Raw genomic sequence first — 15,676 nt, forward strand, 5'->3', positions numbered from 1 at the left:
CCATGGTCACTGTGAACGGACTCGACGAGCTGAAGGGCCTGGCCGGCAAGGACCTCGGGCACAGCTCCTGGCTCGAGGTCACCCAGGAGCGGGTGAACACGTTCGCCGACGCCACCGGCGACCACCAGTGGATCCACGTCGACGTCGAGAAGGCCAAGGCCGGGCCGTTCGGCGGGCCGATCGCGCACGGCTACCTCACGCTGTCGCTGGTCATCCCGCTCTTCGGCGAGATCCTCAAGGTCGACGGCATCAAGATGGGCGTCAACTACGGCCTCGAGAAGGTGCGCTTCCCGCACCCGGTGCCGGTCGGCTCCAAGATCCGGCTGAACGCGAAGGTCGTGTCGGTCGAGGACGTCGCCGGCGGCACGCAGAGCACCTTCGACTTCACCGTCGAGATCGACGGCGTGGCCAAGCCGGCCTGCGTGGCCCGCACGGTCTACCGGCAATACGTCTGAGCCATGCGCAACCTAGGGCTCGGCTCCTGGCCCGCGCGGCGGGCCGCGATCTCGCCGGACCGGGTGGCGCTGATCTTCGGCGACCGGTCGACGACGTACGCGTCCCTGCACGATCGGGTTTCCCGCCTCGCTTCTCAGCTCCTGGACGCCGGGGTCGAGGCGGGCGACCGCGTCGCCTATCTCGGGCCGAACCATCCCGCTTTCGTGGAGACGATGTTCGCCACGTACGCGATCGGCGGAATTTTCGTGCCCTTGAATTTCCGGCTGACCGCGCCGGAGATCGATTACCAGCTGGGCGACAGCGGGGCTCGCCTGCTGGTGTACGGGCCGGAATGCGCCGACACGGTCGCCGCCTGTGTCACGTCGCTGACGCGGGTGCCGCATTCGGCGTACGAGAAAATGATTTCGGACGGCAGCCCGGCGGCGCACGACGTCGCGGTCACCCTCGACCAGCCCGCGTGCATTCTCTACACCTCGGGGACCACCGGGCGGCCCAAGGGAGCGGTGCTCACCCATGGGAATGTGATCTGGAACAGCTACAACGTGCTCGTCTGCGTCGACGTCGCCGGCGACACGGTGACGCTCACGAGCGCGCCGCTTTTCCACGTGGCGGCGCTCAACCAGTGCCTGCTGCCGACGTTCCTCAAGGGCGGCTGCTCGGTGCTCATGCCGTCGTGGGACGTGGACGGCTGCTTCGATCTCATCGAGCGCCACCGCGTGACCTGGATGTTCGGGGTGACCACGATGTTCGCGGGGCTCGCGCAGTCGCCACGTTTTCGCGACGCCGACCTCAGCTCGGTGCGAAACATGATGGTGGGCGGGTCGGCGGTGCCCGGCGCGCTGATCCGGACGTATCAGGAGCGCGGGCTCACCTTCTGCCAGGGCTACGGGATGACCGAGACGGCGCCCGGGGCAACTTTCCTCGAGGCGCCGGAAAGTTCCGCGCACGCAGGGTCGGCCGGGGTGCCGGTGATGTTCGCGGATGTGCGGTGCGTGCGGCCGGATCTCACCGATGCTCCGGTGGGTGAGCCGGGGGAGGTGCAGGTGCGCGGGCCGAATGTCTCGCCCGGGTACTGGCGGGACCCGCGGGCGACGGCGCAGGCCTTCACCGAGGACGGGTGGCTGCGGACCGGGGACATCGCGGTGGTCGACGACGGAGGGCACTACCGGATCGTCGACCGGCTCAAGGACATGTTCGTCTCCGGCGGCGAGAACGTGTACCCGGCCGAGGTCGAGGCGGCGATCTTCGAGCATCCGTCGGTGCTGGAGGCCGCGGTGGTCGGGGTGCCGGATGACAAGTGGGGTGAGGTGGGGCGGGCCTTTGTGGTGCTGGCGCCGTCGGCTTCGCTTTCGCTGCCGGATCTGGCGGAGTTTCTCGGCTCGCGGCTCGGTCGCTACAAGATCCCGAAGTATCTCGATGTCATGGAGTCGCTGCCACGGACGGGGTCGAACAAGGTCCGTAAGGCGCCGCTGCGGGAGCTGCCGCTGCCGACGTGAGGCGAGTCAGGGCCAGCTCGGTTCGCGGCGGTCAGGGCCAGCTCGGTTCCCGGCGGTCAGGGCCAGTTCGGTTTGCGGCGGTCAGGGCCAGTTCGGTTTGCGGCGGTCGACGAAAGCCCGCACTCCCTCGCGGCGGTCGTCGGAGAAGACCGTGGCGCGCCAGGCGGCGTCCTCGATGTCCAGGCCGGCGGCCAGGTCGACGTCGAGGCCGCGGCGGATCGCGTTGCGGGCGTTGGCGACCGCCACCGGCGAGTTGGCGGCGATCTGTGTCGCCAACTCGGTCGCCGCCTCGAGGTCCTTTCCGGCGGGCACCAGGCGGTCGACCAGGCCGAGCCGCGCGGCCTCGGCGGCGGGGACGTGCCGGCCGGTGAGGATCAGATCGGCGGCGACGCCGTAGCCGACCCGGCGTGGCAGCAGCTGCGTGCCGCCGCCGCCCGGGACGATGCCGACCCTCACCTCGGGCAGGCCGACCACGGCCGTTTCGTCGGCGACGATCAGGTCGCAGCACAGGGCCAACTCGTAGCCGCCGCCGAGCGCGTACCCGTGCACGGCCGCGACCACCGGGACCGGTATGGCGAGAATGCTGCCGAAAGCGCGCCGGAAAACCAGACGCTGCGCCATGAAGTCGGCGTCGGTGAGGCGGTCGCGTTCCTTGAGGTCGGCCCCGACGCAGAAGGCGGCAGGGGCCGCCGAGCTGAGCACGGCGGCCCGGACGCCGGTCTCGTGCACCGCAGCCGCCGCGGCGGCGGCCAGTTCCTCGGCGAGTCCGGTGGAGAGCGCATTGCGGGCGGTGACCCGGTTGAGCCGGATCTCGGCGACATTGTCGTGATGGCTCAGCTCGACGTCCGTCATGCGTCGATTCTCCGACGACCGCAACGCCGTCGCTGATCTCTGCGGGTGTCGCGGCGGTTCGCCGGCCGGCCGTGCGGGCTCCCGGTTCCATCGCAGCGCCGGGTGCGCGTCGTGCCTTGACAGGTGGACGGGCTCGGGCGGAGGATTTCCCGGAGAGAAAGTGACTTTCGGAGAGCGAAAACAGGGGATGCCATGCGGCTGGTGACTTTTGACGCGGGACGGGTCGGGCGGCTCGACGGAGAGACCGTCGTGGAGCTCGACTGCGGGTCCACGCGGGAGTTCTTCGAGCGTGGCGGGGCCGTGGGCGAGACGGGGGAGCGGCCGGCGCTCAGCGAGGTGACGCTGCGTGCGCCGATCCAGCCGAAGAAGTTCTTCCACACGGCCGGTAACTTCTCCGTGCATCACGAGGAGTTGCAGAAGGTCAACTGGTCGCACCCGGTGCACAAGGGGATCGTGTTCTTCCAGAACGTGGACGCGATCGTCGGGCCGGAGGACGCGATCGTCTACCCCGAGGGGCTGACGAAGGAGCTCGACTACGAGCTCGAGCTCGCGGTGATCATCGGCAAGTCGGGGCGGTGGTTCGGGCCCGAGGAGGCGAACGACTACATCGCCGGGTACACGGTCTTCAACGACATCACGGCGCGCGACATCCAGCGGGTCGAGATGAAGTCCGGCGTGTTCTCGTTCTCGAAGGGCATCGACACGTTCTGCCCGATCGGGCCGTGGATCATGACCGCCGACGAGGTGCCCGACGCGCAGAAGCTGGCCATGGAGCTGCGGGTCAACGGCGAGGTGCGGCAGAGCGGCAACACCGACCAGATGGTGCTGTCGATCCCGCACCTGGTGGCGTTCCACTCGCCGCAGGGTTACTCGGCCGGCGACATCATCACCACCGGCACGATCTCGGGCGTGGCGGCCGTGCAGCCCAATCCCTTCGACTTCTACCTCAAGCCCGGCGACGTCGTCGAGGCCGAGATCGCGGGTATCGGGACGCTGCGTAACCACGTTGTCCCGTGGAGCGCGGCGCATGACACGCCCCCTTACTCCGGGTCGCTCTACAACGAGGGCTGAGACCATGCGCTTCGGTACGCAGAACGGCCGCCTGGTACTCGTACGCGAAAATTTGGCCCTCGACATCGCCGAGCACAGCGACCTTCCGAGCGACGTCAACGCTGCCCTCGAGCGCTTCGACGAGCTGGTCGGCTGGACCGATTTCTCGCAGGCGAAACCGATCGAGAAACTCGGCCCGCCCGTCCCGCGCCCGCAGCAGGTTTTCGCGGTCGCGCTCAACTATCGCCCGCACGCCGCCGAGGCCGGTTTCCAGCCGCCGGACGAACCACTGATCTTCACGAAGTTCCCGTCGTGCATCGCGGGGCCGGACACCGAGGTGACGCTGCCGCCCGGCAAGCCCGATTGGGAGATCGAGGTGGTCGCGGTGATCGGGCGGGGCGGCTACCGGATTCCGCGCGAGCGCGCCTGGGACGCGGTCGCCGGCCTGACGGTCGGCCAGGATCTTTCCGAGCGTGCCTCCCAGCTGCGCGGCGCGCCCGCGCAATTTTCGCTGGGCAAGTCGTTCCCAGGTTTCGGTCCGATCGGCCCGGTCGCCGTGACGCCCGACGAGTTCCCCGACCGCGACGACATCGGCTTCGAGTGCCACCTGGGCGGTGAGCTGGTCCAGCACGGCCGCACCAGCCAGATGATCTTCCCGGTCGACGACCTGGTCGCCCGCATCTCGGCGGTCTGCCCCCTGCTGCCCGGCGACCTGATCTTCACCGGCACGCCCGCGGGCGTCGGCAACCGGCGCAACCCCCCGCGCTACCTGCAGCCCGGAGAAACGCTGGTCAGCCGCGTCGACGGCATCGGCGAGATCCGCCAGGCGTTCATCTGACCCGCCGGGCTCGATTCGTCTCGCGGATGACTGACCAGGCGTCGGCGACCGGGCCGAGGTGGCGCAGCTTGTCGGGGTTGAGGACGGCGCGGATCGTCTGGACCCGGCCGTCGAGGATGTCGAGGGTGATCGTGTTCACGATGCGGCCCTCGCGGTCGCGGAAGAGGGCGCCCGGCTGGCCGTTCAGGTCGTGCGGCTCCATCACGCCACCGACCTCGGCGAACGGCGCCGTCAGCGCGGCCAGCACCCGGGCCACGTTCGCGGCGCCGAAGACGCCGTCGCCCCACAGGGGCGCCTTGCCACCGCTGTCGCCGATCAGGCTGACGTCGGCGGCCAGCAACTCCTTGAGGCCTTCGACGTCGCCGGCGCGGAAAGCGGCGAAGAAACCGTCGGCCAGCTGCGCGCGGGCGCGGCGGTCCGCCGCGAAACGGGCCCGGCCGTCGTCCATGTGGCGGCGGGCGCGCACCGCCAGCTGGCGGCAGGCCGCCTCGGAACGGCCCACCGCGGCCGCGACCTCGTCGAAGCCGAAACCGAACACCTCACGCAGCACGAAAACCGCGCGTTCGAGAGGGCTGAGTCGTTCCAGCAGCAACAACGCCGCCGTCGACACCGAGTCGGCCAGCTCCGCGGAGCGCGCGGGATCCTCGTACGGGTCGTCCAGCAGTGGCTCGGGGAACCACCGGCCGACGTACTCCTCGCGGCGGACCCGGGCCGAGCGCAGCACGTCGATCGCGATCCGGGACACGGTCGCCGAGAGATAGTTTCGCGCCGACTCCGGCTCCGTGCCGGCGCGCGAGTAGCGCAGCCAGGTCTCCTGGACGGCGTCCTCGGCCTCGCTGACGCTGCCGAGAATCCGGTACGCGATCGAGAACAGCAGCGGCCGCAGCCGTTCGAATTCCTCCGCACGGGTCATGCCAGCTCCTCCTTGAAACCCTGCCGCCAGGAGGCGTAGCGCGGGTGCCAGCCGAGCTCGCGCTTCGCCTTGGCGTTCGCGAAACCGCGCCCTTCGGTCATCATCGAGACCGCCGTCTTCCCGGCCAGGGGCCGGGCCAGCCAGACCGGGATCCGCATCGGCGGCTTGGCGCCGGCGCACTCGGCCAGGTACGGCAGCCATTCCCGGGCCGGCGCCGGCTCGTCGTCGACGATGTTGAACACGCCCCGGGCCTTCTGCTCGGCGGCGAGCACGGTGGCGCTTGCCGCGTCGTCGAGATGTACCCACGAGCAGTACCCGCTGCCGTCCCCGACGATCGGGTACTGCCGCTTGCGAATCAGCGCGACCTGGTCGTCGGTGGCGCCCGGCCCGTAGAACGAGCCGTACCGCAGCACCGCGCCGCCGGCGCCCACCACGACCTCCTCGAGGTGGCGGATCGCCGCGGCGCCCTCGCCCGTGCTGGTCGGATCCAGCGGGTCGTCCTCGGTCTTCACCCAGCCTCCCGACCGGAGCCCGTTCCACGCGCCGTAGCTCTGCGCGACCACGTGGGCGTCGCCGGCAGCCGCCAGCAGGTGGTCGGTGCCCTCGGTGCGCAGCCGGTTGGTGGTGGCGAACCAGCGGTCGAAGTGCCGGATGTCGGGCTTGCCGGAGATCGCGGTCATCTGATGCACGATCACCTCGGGCGCGGCCTTCTCCACGGCTTCGCGCACCGACGCCGCGTCGAGGCCGTCCATCGCCACGGCAGCGGCGCCCATCCGCTCCAGCAGGCCGAACTTGGCCGCGCTGGTCGTCGTGGCCGTCACCTCGTGCCCGTGCGCCACCAGCTGCGGCACCAGCCGCCGCCCGAGCACCCCGGCTCCACCCGCCACGAAAACCTTCATCTCCAGCACCTTCCTCTCGTCTCTACCACTCGGGACGAGACAGCGCAGCGGGCTGTGACATCACGCCGCCGGCGTGGCATGTCACAGGACGGCGGCCTGTCCCGTCCCGAGAACATGAACGTTGTATTGATCACCGGAGCGAACAGAGGCATCGGGCGGGCGGCCGCGGAGCGTCTCTCGGCCATGGGCACGACGGTCGTGGTCGGGGCGCGGGACGCGCGGCAGGGCCGGGAGGCGGCCGTTGCGGTAGCGCCGGGGGGTTAACCCCACTCGGTTTCCGGGGGCTCGCGGGATGTCGTACGCATCGACGGTCTTCTTATGGTCGAGGTCTCCGGCCAGGAAGGATCTGACATGCGAAGACATCATCTCGGACGATGGGGGCCGGCCGTGGCAATGACGGCGACCCTGATCGCCGTCGCCGCGGGCCCCGCCGTCGCCGCAGGACCCGCCGTCGCCGCGGCACCCGACCGGCGGCTTCAGGCCGCGGTCGAAGATCTGCACGAGTTGGGCATCACCGGAGTCCAGGGACTGACCCGGGTCGGCGGGGACACCGCCCGAGCCCGCGCCGGGGTAGGTGACCTGCAACGGGGGACGCCGGTGCCGCTCGACGGGTATTTCCGGATGGGCAGCAACACGAAAACTTTCGTCGCCGTTGTCGTGCTGCAGCTGGTGGGCGAAGGAAAGCTTTCGCTGGACGACACGGTGGACCGGTGGCTGCCCGGGATGGTCGCGGGCAACGGCAACGACGGCCGCCGGATCACCGTGCGGCAGGTGCTCCAGCACACCAGCGGCATGTGGAACTACACCAACGACATCGAGGCGCTCGGATCGTACGAGGCGTACCTGGCGCACCGCTTCGACCACTACGACGCCGCCGACCTGGTGGCGCTGGCGATGAAGCATCCGCCGGAGTTCGCGCCCGGGACGCACTGGGACTACTCCAACACCAACTACATCCTCGCCGGAATGATCATTGAGCGGGTCACCGGACGGTCGTGGGCGACCGAGGTGCGCGACCGGATCCTGCGGCCGCTGGGGCTGCGGCACACCATGGCGCCCGGCGACCGGCCGACCGTGCCCACCCCGCACGCCCAGGGCTACCAGCAGTGGGCGCCGGGCGGCGAGCTGACCGACACCACGGTGTTCAACCCGTCCGTGGCGGACGCGGCCGGCAGCCTCATCAGCACGCCGACCGACCTCGCCCGCTTCTGGCAGGCGCTGCAGCGTGGAAAGTTGCTGCACCCGCGCGAGATGGCGCAGATGCACCGGACGGTCCTGGCGGAAACTTTCCAGGACTGGATCCCGGGCGCCCGCTACGGCCTCGGCATCATGTTCCTCCCGAACCGGTGCGGCGGGTACTGGTCGCACGGCGGGGACGTGCCGGGCACGAGCACCGCCAACGGGGTGAGCGCCGGCGGCGACCGGGTGGCCGTGCTCTCCCTGACCACGCAACTCGCCGACGAACAGGCGGCGGTCGCGGTGCAGCGGCGGTCGCTCCAGCTCATGGACGACGTCATCTGCGGTCACGCGTGAGCACTGCGGTGCCGGGCCGGTGAAGGCCCGGCACTGCGACCGTGCCTGTGAGCGGGACGCGAGCGGTCGCGAGTGGGTCGGGAGCGGTCGCGAGTGGGTCGGGAGCGGTCGGCGCCGGTGCGCCGGTGTCGGCGCCGACCACGACGCGGTGGACGCTCACCTCGGCGATGTCGTCGAGCGTGGCGCCCGCCGGTAGCGCGACCGTCGTGGCCGCCGGGATGTCGCGGGGCTTGTTCTAAAGTTGGGCGGGGTATCCGTTGTCGCGGGTGGTTCGTTGTCGCGGGTGGGGAGGTGCTGCACGTGATCTACATCGTTGGGCCGGCCGTCGTGGCGTTGCTGGTGGCAGGGTTCGTCGTGCTGCGCCGCCGGCGTCGCGGTGGCAGTCGCATGCCGGCAACCTTCGCGCTGGCGCCCGCCGGTAGCGGGCAGTTGCCGGAAACCTTCGCGGTGGCGCCGGCCGAGGGCGCGCGGTTGCCGGATTCCGAGGAAAGTGACGCGGAGCGGCGCGAGCGTTTGTTGTGGACCGCTTTCCGCGCCGGTGACATTCCCGCCTGCTGGTACCGGCAGCAGATGGCGGCGATCGCGGCCGACACCGCCGACCAGGGGCCCGGCGTCTAGGGAGTCCCTCGGCTTACGATCGGGGCATGGCCGGACATCCTGTGGTGACGGGCGAATACGACGACGCCTACCGGGCGGGCAGGCAGCCCTGGGAGATCGGCGGGCCGCAGCCCGCGCTGGCGGCGGTGGTCGAGCACGAGGTGAAGGGGCCGAAGGTGCTCGACGCCGGCTGCGGTACCGGCGACCTTGCGATCGCGCTGGCCCGCCGGGGCCACGACGTCACGGCGGTCGACGTCTCCGCGGTGGCGATCGCGGCGGCCCGGGGCAAGGCCGACGCGGCGGGGCTGACGATTCATTTCGACGTTCAGGACGCCACGCGGCTGTCGGTGGCCGCGGCGCCGTTCGACTCGGTTCTCGACTCGGGTTTGCTGCACAGCCTGCCCCGGCTCGCCGACGTCGCGGTCGATGACTATCTCGCGCTGCTGCCGGGCTTGGTCGCGCCGGGCGGGCTGCTGTTCGTGCTGGCCGTGTCGGCCGCGGGTGGGCAGGGTTTCGGCGTGACCGAGGAGTTCCTGCGCGAGAGTTTCTCGCCGCCGGCCTGGGCCGAGACGCGGATCGAGGAGACCACCGTCGCCGCGGAGCCCGGGGACGAGAAACTTTCGTTCCCGGCCTTCCTGCTCCGCGCGGTTCGCGCGTCCTAGGCGGCGCTGCTTCTCAGGCGGCCCCGTTTCGCGGGCGGCCCTGTTTCGCGGGCGGCCCTGTTTCGCGGGCGGCCCTGTTTCGCGGGCGGCCCTGTTTCGCGGGCGGCCCTGTTTCGCGGGCGGCCCTGTTTCGCAGGCGGCCCTGTTTCGCAGGCGGCCCCCGTTTCGCGGGCGGCCCTATCTTTCCGGCGGCGCTGTCTTTCAAGCGGCGATGGTGCCGAGGTCGGCCAGGGCGTCCGGCGGGAGCTGCAGCGACGCGGCGGCGATGTTTTCGCACAGGTGGGCGACCGAGGACGTGCCGGGGATCAGCAGAATGTTGGGGGCCTGGTGCAGGAGCCAGGCCAGGGCCACGGCCTGGGGAGTCGACTCCAGGCGCTTCGCGACATCCGTGAGCGTAGCCGACTGTAGGGGGTTGAAGCCGCCCAGCGGCCAGAACGGGACGTAGGAGATGCCCTGATCGTGCAGGCCGCCGATCAGCGACTCGTCGCCGCGGTGAGCGACGTTGTACCAGTTCTGGACGGTCACCACGGGGGCGATCGACTGGGCCTCGGCCAGTTGCCCGGCATCCACGACGCTGACGCCGAGGTGCTTGATCAGGCCGTCCTTGCGCATCGCGGCCAGGGCGCCGAATGGCTCGGCCAGCGATCCGGGGACGACGGAGTGGCCGTCGGGGCCGCCGCCGACCCGCAGGTTGACCACGTCCAGCGCCTCAACGCCGAGGTTTCGCAGGTTTTCGTGAACCTGGGAACGCAACTGCTCGGGCGACCGGGCGTGCAGCCAGGCGCCGTCGTCGCCGCGCACCGAGCCGACCTTGGTGACGATCACCAGCTCCTCGGCGTACGGGGACAGCGCCTCCCGGATGATCTCGTTGGTGACGTGCGGGCCGTAGAAGTCCGCGGTGTCGATGTGGTTCACGCCCAGCTCGGCGGCCGCGCGCAGGACGGCGACGGCCTCGGCGCGGTCCTTCGGCGGGCCGAAGACGCGGGGGCCGGCCAGCTGCATCGCGCCGTAGCCCATCCGGGCGACGGTTGTGCCGGCCAGGGAGTAGGTGCCACCAGGTGTGTTCGTCATGGGAACAGCGTCGCGCGCGGCCGTTCGCGCAGGCAGTTCCCTGCCGATACTGGGTGTGACAGGGACAGGATGACGACAGCCGGCGAGATTACCGTGGCGCTATGAGCGACAACCTGATCGGCGACTTCCTGCGGGCCCGGCGCGCCCTCGTGCAGCCGGAGGAGGTTGGCGTCCGCGTCACCGGCACCCGCCGCGTCGCGGGACTGCGTCGCGAGGAGGTCGCCATGCTCGCCGGGATCAGCAGCGAGTACTACCTGCGGCTCGAGCAGGGCCGCGACCGCAACCCGTCGGTCCAGGTGCTGGAAAGTCTCGCCCGCGTTCTCCAGCTCGACGAGGACGCCACCGACTACCTGGTCTCCATCTCCGCGCCGAAACCCAAGCGCGCTCGCCGCCCCCGGCGAGAGGCGGTCCCGGCCGGCCTCCGCCAGCTGCTCCAAGTGATCGGCCTGCCCGCGTTCGTCGAGGGCCGCTACTTCGACGTCCTCGCCGCCAACGATCTCGCCGCGGCACTGTCGCCGAACCTGCAGGCAGGCGAAAACAGAATGCGCGCGGTTTTCCTGGACCCCGCCGAACGCGCCCTCTACCCGGATTGGGAGCAGGACACGGTCACGCTCGTGGCCGGCTTTCGCGAGTCGGTGGGAAACGACACCGACGACCCGCGTTTCGTTCAACTGGTCGGCGAGCTTTCGCTGGCGAGCGACCGTTTCCGCCAGCTGTGGGGCCGACACGACGTGCAGGGCCGGGAGGGCCGACCGACCAGGATTCAGCACCCCGCAGGTCGGCGAGCTCACGGTGCGCCGCGAGAAACTTGTCGTGGGTGGCGCGAAAGATCAGATCCTGGTCGTCTACCACGCCGAGCCGGGCACGAGCAGCGCCGACAAGCTGTCCCTGCTCGCCTCGCTGGACCGCCCGCCGGACCGCCGGACCGCCCGGCGTGCCTGACACGCGTCGGCGGATTCTTCCGCTCGACCTGATGACCGGCTTCACGACACGGTCGGCCTAGGATTCGCGTCGATGGCACGCACTCGGCTGTACCTTGTCCGGCACGGTGAGCACGACCCGGCGTCGGGCCATGCACCCGGCGGTGGCCTTTCGGCGCTCGGTCGCGAGCAGGCCGATCGCGTGGGCCGGCGGCTCAGGAAACTTTCGTTCGGGTCTGTCCACCACAGCCCGCTGGCGCGGGCAGCGGAGACGGCCGACATCGCCGGGCGACACTTTCCGGGGACGCCGCGACATTCGGGTGACTTCGTCGCCGACCGCACCCCGTGGCCGTCCGCGAAGACCGGGTATCCGCAGCGGTGGCACGGCTGGCTCGACGGCGTGCCGATAGACGAGCGGGATCGGGATGCCACCGCGCTGCGCGCTGCCGTCGAGCACTTCGGGGTGCTCGGGGACGGCGACCGGGACGAGCTGCTGATCACGCACAACTTCGTGATCGGGTGGTTCGTGCGGCACGTCCTGGACGCGCCGGACTGGCGGTGGCTCGGACTCAATCAGGCCAACGGCGGGATCACCGTCGTGCAGTGGGAGTCGGGCCGACCCGCGACGCTAATCGCTTTCAACGACACCGGGCACCTGGACGCGGAAGACGCGTAGCTGCAGGGCGAGCGTGGCGTAGTAGCCGACCAGGGTGGTGAGCTCGAAGAGGGCCGGCTCGCCGAGGGTTTCCACGGCGGCCGCGTACTCGTCGTCGGTGAGGTCGTTGCGGACGGCCAGGGCCGTGCTGACTTCGAAGATCAAGCGCTCGCGAGGGTCGGTGAAGACCTGAGGGTCACCGTCGCGCAGGGCGGTCACCTCGGTCTCGGACATGCCCGCCGCGCGGGCCACCGCCTCGTGGGCGTGCCGCTCGAAGGCGCTGTCCCAGGCGCGGGCCACGGTGAGGGTGGCGATCTCGCGGGCGCGCACGTCCAGCGCCGTACGGTATCGAATCGCGCCGCCCAGAGCCTGCAGCGCGGCGCCCAGCTCGGGTTGCAGGAGCATCGCGTTGAACGGGCCCCGCAGGGCGCCGGTCTCGTCGACGAGGGCGAAAGGGCCGTTGGCGCGGGGACCGCCGGCGATCGCGTCGTAGACGGCACGTTGTGCGTCGTTCAGATCGCCGGGGCGGAAACCACGCAGGCGCGGCGTCATGCGACGAAGCCCAGGATCGCGGAGATGTCGGCGCAGGCGTCGGTGACCAGGGGGCGTAGCTCGCGGACTTTGCGCCGGCTGGACCAGTCCCGGGACTGCACCGCGAGGTTCGCGCCGGCCACGACCGAGCCGTCCGCGTCGCGCACCGGGGCGGCGACCGACCTCAGCCCGTACGCGAGCTCTTCGTCCTGCATCGCCCACCCGTCGTTTCGTATTTTCGTGAGCTCGTCGCGCAACTCGTCGAGGGAGAGTTTCGCGTTCGGGCCGTGGTTGACCTTGAACGAAGTTTCCGAGACGACGGACAGGTCTTGCGAGTAGGCCAGCAGCAGCTTGCCGATCGACGTGTGCACCGCGGGCAGCGTGGAGCCGACCTGAATGTTCGCCGTGACGAGGTCGCCGTTGCGCAGGCGTACGAGATAAAGCACCCTATCCCCGGCCAGCACGGCGAGATTCACGGTTTCGCCGGTGGCCGACGCAAGTTGCTGCAGACGCGGCGTAGCCGCGGAAACGAGATCGAGACCGCGCAACGCCGCGGTCCCAGCGTCAGGACGCGTACGGCCGGCCGATAGTCGCCCTTCGGTAAGTGGTCGAGGTAGCCCTCGGCGGTCAGCGTCATCACGACGCGGTACACCGTTGGCAGCGGCATGCCTACCGCCGGCGCGATGTCGCTGACCCGCCAGGTCGGCCGCTGCTCGGTGAAGAGCGACAGGATCCGCAGGCCCTTGGCGAGCGCCTCCACTCGATACTCGACCATATGACGGAAGCTACTTTCGCAGAGCGAGAAACGCAAGGTTGCTGAAAGCCGCGTAGTGACCATTGACACCCGGGGGCGCGACCGGAAACACTCGGTAACACGCGGTAGAAAGTCATTCTCGGCTGGTGAAAGTAGGGACCCGATGACGCGCACGGTCTTCACCAAAGGGCTGGTCCTCGACGGCAGCGGGGCCGCCCCCGCGCCGGGCGAGGTCGTCGTCGAGGGCGACCGCGTGGTCGAGGTGCGCGCCGGCTGGCAGGACGATCATGGCGAGGACCAGGTGTTCGACGCCAATGGCTGTACGGTCATGCCCGGCATGGTCGAGTCGCACTCGCACCTGACCTTCCCGTCGGCGGTCGGGCACATCGACCCGTCGTTCAACCCGCCGCTCGATGTTTCGTTCTTCCACCACATCGAGGGCATGGAAACAGAGCTGGCCCGCGCCGAGCGCAACGCCGCGATCCTCCTCGATGCCGGCTTCACCTCGGCCTACTCGGCCGGTTCGCTGCTGCCCATGCCGGTCGAGGTCATCCTGCGCGACAAGATCAAGGCCGGTGCGGCGCCGGGTCCGCGCATGCGCGCGGCGAGCATGGAAAGAGACAACCATCCCGTACGTCCCGACGGGCACGTCGAACCGGACTGGCAGGGGCCGGACGCGTGCGCCAAGTGGGTCCGTGACATGGCCGCGCAGGGGTACGACAGCGTGAAGTTTCTGCTCAGCAACGACGACGTGTTCGTCGAGGGCGGCTCGCACATCACGCAGTACACGCTCGAGGAGGCGATGGCGGCCGGCGCTGCCGCTCGCGAAGCGGGCGTCTGGCTGAACTGTCACGCCCAGTCGGCCGAGTCGGTGAAGATCGCGGTGAAGGCGGGTTTCCGCTCGATCTATCACTGCACCTACGCCGACGAGGAGGCGCTCGACCTGCTCGAGTCGGTCAAGGACACGGTCTTCGTCTCGCCCGCGCCCGGCATCATTTTCGCGAATGTCTACGAGGGCGAGGAGTTCGGCATCAGCCGTGAGGTCGCCGAGAAGATGGGCTCGGTGGCGGCGCTCGAGGGCATGGCGGCGATCTACCCGGAGATTCGCCGACGGGGGATCCGCGCGCTGCCCGGCGGCGACTACGGCTTCCCGAACAACCCGATCGGCCGCAACGCCCGCGACCTCGAGCTCTTCGTCGACGTGCTGGGATACACCCCGCTCGAGGCGCTGACGGCGGTGACCCGGTACGGCGGACAGCTGCTCGAGCTGGGCGACATCGGAATGCTCAAGCCGGGCTGGGTCGCCGACGTCCTGGTGGTCAAGGGCAACCCCGCCGACGACGTACGCATTCTCCAGGACCCCGAAAACTTGCGCGTCATCATGCAGGCGGGCCGGTTCCACAAGGCGCCCGCGGTCGCATGAGGGAGATCGTCTACGCGCGGGTGCCGGGCTTTCGCCCACTTTCGCTCGACCTTTTCGTGCCGCCGGGCGCCACCACGCTCTGCGTGTACCTGCACGGCGGTGGCTGGCGGGTCGGGAGCCGGCGGGAGGAGCCGGCGGCCGGCTTCTTCGAGCAGGTGACGTCGATGGGCATGGCGGTGGCCAGCGTCGACTACCGGCTCAGCGGCGAGGCCGCGTATCCGGCGCAATCGTCGGACGTGGCGGCCGCACTGAAGTTTCTTGCCACGGTCGACCACGGGTGCACGCGGACCGTCGTGTGGGGGGCGTCGGCCGGTGGACAGCTGGCGGCGATTGCGGCGCTCACGCAGCCGGCGCCGATCGCGGCGGCCGTGTGCTGGTATCCGCCGACCGATTTCGACGCGCTTTCCAAGGACATCGCGTCCGCCGGTGGCGTGGGCGATCGCAGCGCCTCGTCGCGGGAGGGCCAGCTGATCGGCGCCACCCTGGACGAGAGGCCGGATCTGGCGGCCGCCGCCAGCCCGATCAGCCATGTCCGGCCCGGGGCGCCCCCGTTCTTGTTGGTGCACGGATCGGCCGACGTGGCCGTGCCGCCTCGGCAGAGCGAGCGTCTCGCGGAAGCGCTGCGAGGGGTGGGCGGCTCGGTCGAGGTCCAGGTGATCCCGGGGGCGAGCCACATGTTCCCTGAACTCGACGCCGAGGCGATCCGGCCGGTGGTGCGGCGTTCGGCCGATTTCCTGCTGTCTGCATAGGCCGGCCGCCGGTGTGGTCTCGGCTGCCGTTGACGGGTTGCGGCTCCGGGGGCCGCGGTTCCGCAGGCAAAGCGCGTTGGTGATGAGTTGTTGCGCGGCGCGCGCGGCGATTCATCAATGATGAGCTGGCGTTGGGTGCGCGCGGCGATTCATCAATGATGAGCTGGCGTTTGGGTGCGCGCTGTCCTGTCCCGAGACATGTGTCAAGGGGAAGTCCCGGTAGATGTGTCAGGGGTTGTTGGTCATGGTGTTCGGGTGAGGGTGATGTAGTTCTTGC

19 protein-coding genes and 1 pseudogene are annotated in these 15,676 nt (G+C 70.1%); 13 read left to right on the plus strand and 7 right to left on the minus strand.

What is annotated here, in order from left to right:
* The first annotated feature begins 2 nt into the window (after positions 1-2).
* Together ACIA5D_RS50175 and ACIA5D_RS50180 are read left to right on the plus strand one after the other, a co-directional pair.
* Positions 3-455, plus strand: coding sequence for a MaoC family dehydratase (locus tag ACIA5D_RS50175; protein ID WP_396037836.1), 453 nt, complete (start codon positions 3-5; stop codon positions 453-455).
* A 3-nt stretch (positions 456-458) separates the two neighbouring features.
* Positions 459-1,952: a long-chain fatty acid--CoA ligase gene (locus tag ACIA5D_RS50180; protein WP_396037837.1), complete on the plus strand. Its 1,494-nt coding sequence runs from the start codon at positions 459-461 to the stop codon at positions 1,950-1,952.
* Between the two features lie 81 nt (positions 1,953-2,033).
* Here the strand turns inward: ACIA5D_RS50180 and ACIA5D_RS50185 are convergent, their stop codons facing one another.
* Positions 2,034-2,804 carry an enoyl-CoA hydratase/isomerase family protein gene (locus ACIA5D_RS50185; protein WP_396037838.1) on the minus strand — a complete coding sequence of 257 codons (771 nt, stop codon included), beginning with the start codon at positions 2,802-2,804 and terminating at the stop codon, positions 2,034-2,036.
* A 192-nt stretch (positions 2,805-2,996) separates the two neighbouring features.
* Here ACIA5D_RS50185 and ACIA5D_RS50190 point away from each other — a divergent pair, with 192 nt between their 5' ends.
* Both ACIA5D_RS50190 and ACIA5D_RS50195 read left to right on the plus strand, forming a co-directional pair.
* On the plus strand, positions 2,997-3,875 hold the full coding sequence (locus tag ACIA5D_RS50190; protein WP_396037839.1) for a fumarylacetoacetate hydrolase family protein: 879 nt from the start codon (positions 2,997-2,999) through the stop codon (positions 3,873-3,875).
* Positions 3,876-3,879: 4 nt separating this feature from the next.
* Entirely contained in the window at positions 3,880-4,692 is an 813-nt protein-coding gene (locus ACIA5D_RS50195; RefSeq protein ID WP_396037840.1) for a fumarylacetoacetate hydrolase family protein, read from the plus strand.
* On the opposite strand, the gene ACIA5D_RS50200 is transcribed toward ACIA5D_RS50195, so the two are convergent.
* Both ACIA5D_RS50200 and ACIA5D_RS50205 read right to left on the minus strand, forming a co-directional pair.
* The gene (locus tag ACIA5D_RS50200; protein ID WP_396037841.1) at positions 4,685-5,605 is read right to left on the minus strand and encodes an RNA polymerase sigma-70 factor; all 921 of its coding nucleotides are present in this window, start codon (positions 5,603-5,605) and stop codon (positions 4,685-4,687) included. The two genes, ACIA5D_RS50195 and ACIA5D_RS50200, sit on opposite strands and share 8 nt — an antisense overlap.
* Complete coding sequence (locus ACIA5D_RS50205) at positions 5,602-6,504, minus strand: NAD-dependent epimerase/dehydratase family protein (protein WP_396037842.1); 903 nt, start codon at positions 6,502-6,504, stop codon at positions 5,602-5,604. Before ACIA5D_RS50205 ends, ACIA5D_RS50200 begins: the two co-directional genes overlap by 4 nt.
* A 114-nt stretch (positions 6,505-6,618) precedes the next feature.
* On the opposite strand from ACIA5D_RS50205, the gene ACIA5D_RS50210 reads away from it, so the two are divergent.
* From ACIA5D_RS50210 to ACIA5D_RS50225, 4 genes are all read left to right on the plus strand, one after another.
* A complete protein-coding gene (locus ACIA5D_RS50210; RefSeq protein WP_396037843.1) occupies positions 6,619-6,768 on the plus strand; it encodes an SDR family NAD(P)-dependent oxidoreductase in 150 nt (49 codons plus the stop codon).
* An 87-nt stretch (positions 6,769-6,855) separates the two neighbouring features.
* A complete protein-coding gene (locus ACIA5D_RS50215; protein WP_396037844.1) occupies positions 6,856-8,037 on the plus strand; it encodes a serine hydrolase domain-containing protein in 1,182 nt (393 codons plus the stop codon).
* A gap of 291 nt (positions 8,038-8,328) precedes the next feature.
* Positions 8,329-8,655, plus strand: a complete 327-nt coding sequence (locus tag ACIA5D_RS50220; RefSeq protein ID WP_396037845.1) for a hypothetical protein — start codon at positions 8,329-8,331, stop codon at positions 8,653-8,655.
* A gap of 26 nt (positions 8,656-8,681) precedes the next feature.
* Entirely contained in the window at positions 8,682-9,296 is a 615-nt protein-coding gene (locus ACIA5D_RS50225) for a class I SAM-dependent methyltransferase (protein ID WP_396037846.1), read from the plus strand.
* A gap of 201 nt (positions 9,297-9,497) precedes the next feature.
* Here the strand turns inward: ACIA5D_RS50225 and ACIA5D_RS50230 are convergent, their stop codons facing one another.
* The gene (locus tag ACIA5D_RS50230) at positions 9,498-10,367 is read right to left on the minus strand and encodes an oxidoreductase (protein ID WP_396037847.1); all 870 of its coding nucleotides are present in this window, start codon (positions 10,365-10,367) and stop codon (positions 9,498-9,500) included.
* Positions 10,368-10,468: 101 nt separating this feature from the next.
* Here ACIA5D_RS50230 and ACIA5D_RS50235 point away from each other — a divergent pair.
* The 3 genes and pseudogenes from ACIA5D_RS50235 to ACIA5D_RS50245 form a co-directional block, all read left to right on the plus strand.
* Positions 10,469-11,032, plus strand: a pseudogene (locus ACIA5D_RS50235) (helix-turn-helix domain-containing protein); the annotation flags it as partial.
* Complete coding sequence (locus tag ACIA5D_RS50240; protein WP_396037856.1) at positions 10,956-11,309, plus strand: hypothetical protein; 354 nt, start codon at positions 10,956-10,958, stop codon at positions 11,307-11,309. The pseudogene ACIA5D_RS50235 and the gene ACIA5D_RS50240, both read left to right, overlap by 77 nt.
* Before the next feature lie 72 nt (positions 11,310-11,381).
* On the plus strand, positions 11,382-11,963 hold the full coding sequence (locus tag ACIA5D_RS50245) for a histidine phosphatase family protein (RefSeq protein ID WP_396037848.1): 582 nt from the start codon (positions 11,382-11,384) through the stop codon (positions 11,961-11,963).
* On the opposite strand, the gene ACIA5D_RS50250 is transcribed toward ACIA5D_RS50245, so the two are convergent.
* The 3 genes from ACIA5D_RS50250 to ACIA5D_RS50260 are packed head-to-tail and all read right to left on the minus strand — an operon-like array spanning position 11,916 to position 13,248.
* On the minus strand, positions 11,916-12,494 hold the full coding sequence (locus tag ACIA5D_RS50250) for a carboxymuconolactone decarboxylase family protein (protein WP_396037849.1): 579 nt from the start codon (positions 12,492-12,494) through the stop codon (positions 11,916-11,918). The two genes, ACIA5D_RS50245 and ACIA5D_RS50250, sit on opposite strands and share 48 nt — an antisense overlap.
* A complete protein-coding gene (locus tag ACIA5D_RS50255) occupies positions 12,491-12,949 on the minus strand; it encodes an IclR family transcriptional regulator (RefSeq protein ID WP_396037850.1) in 459 nt (152 codons plus the stop codon). The genes ACIA5D_RS50250 and ACIA5D_RS50255 overlap by 4 nt, the downstream gene beginning before the upstream one ends.
* Positions 12,946-13,248, minus strand: a complete 303-nt coding sequence (locus ACIA5D_RS50260; protein ID WP_396037851.1) for a helix-turn-helix domain-containing protein — start codon at positions 13,246-13,248, stop codon at positions 12,946-12,948. Before ACIA5D_RS50260 ends, ACIA5D_RS50255 begins: the two co-directional genes overlap by 4 nt.
* Before the next feature lie 142 nt (positions 13,249-13,390).
* On the opposite strand from ACIA5D_RS50260, the gene ACIA5D_RS50265 reads away from it, so the two are divergent.
* Positions 13,391-14,650: an amidohydrolase family protein gene (locus ACIA5D_RS50265; RefSeq protein ID WP_396037852.1), complete on the plus strand. Its 1,260-nt coding sequence runs from the start codon at positions 13,391-13,393 to the stop codon at positions 14,648-14,650.
* Positions 14,647-15,399, plus strand: coding sequence for an alpha/beta fold hydrolase (locus ACIA5D_RS50270; RefSeq protein WP_396037853.1), 753 nt, complete (start codon positions 14,647-14,649; stop codon positions 15,397-15,399). The genes ACIA5D_RS50265 and ACIA5D_RS50270 overlap by 4 nt, the downstream gene beginning before the upstream one ends.
* The last annotated feature ends 277 nt before the right edge of the window (positions 15,400-15,676 follow it).

Source organism: Actinoplanes sp. NPDC051513 (assembly GCF_044454685.1).
In the GTDB taxonomy this organism is placed as follows: domain Bacteria; phylum Actinomycetota; class Actinomycetes; order Mycobacteriales; family Micromonosporaceae; genus Actinoplanes.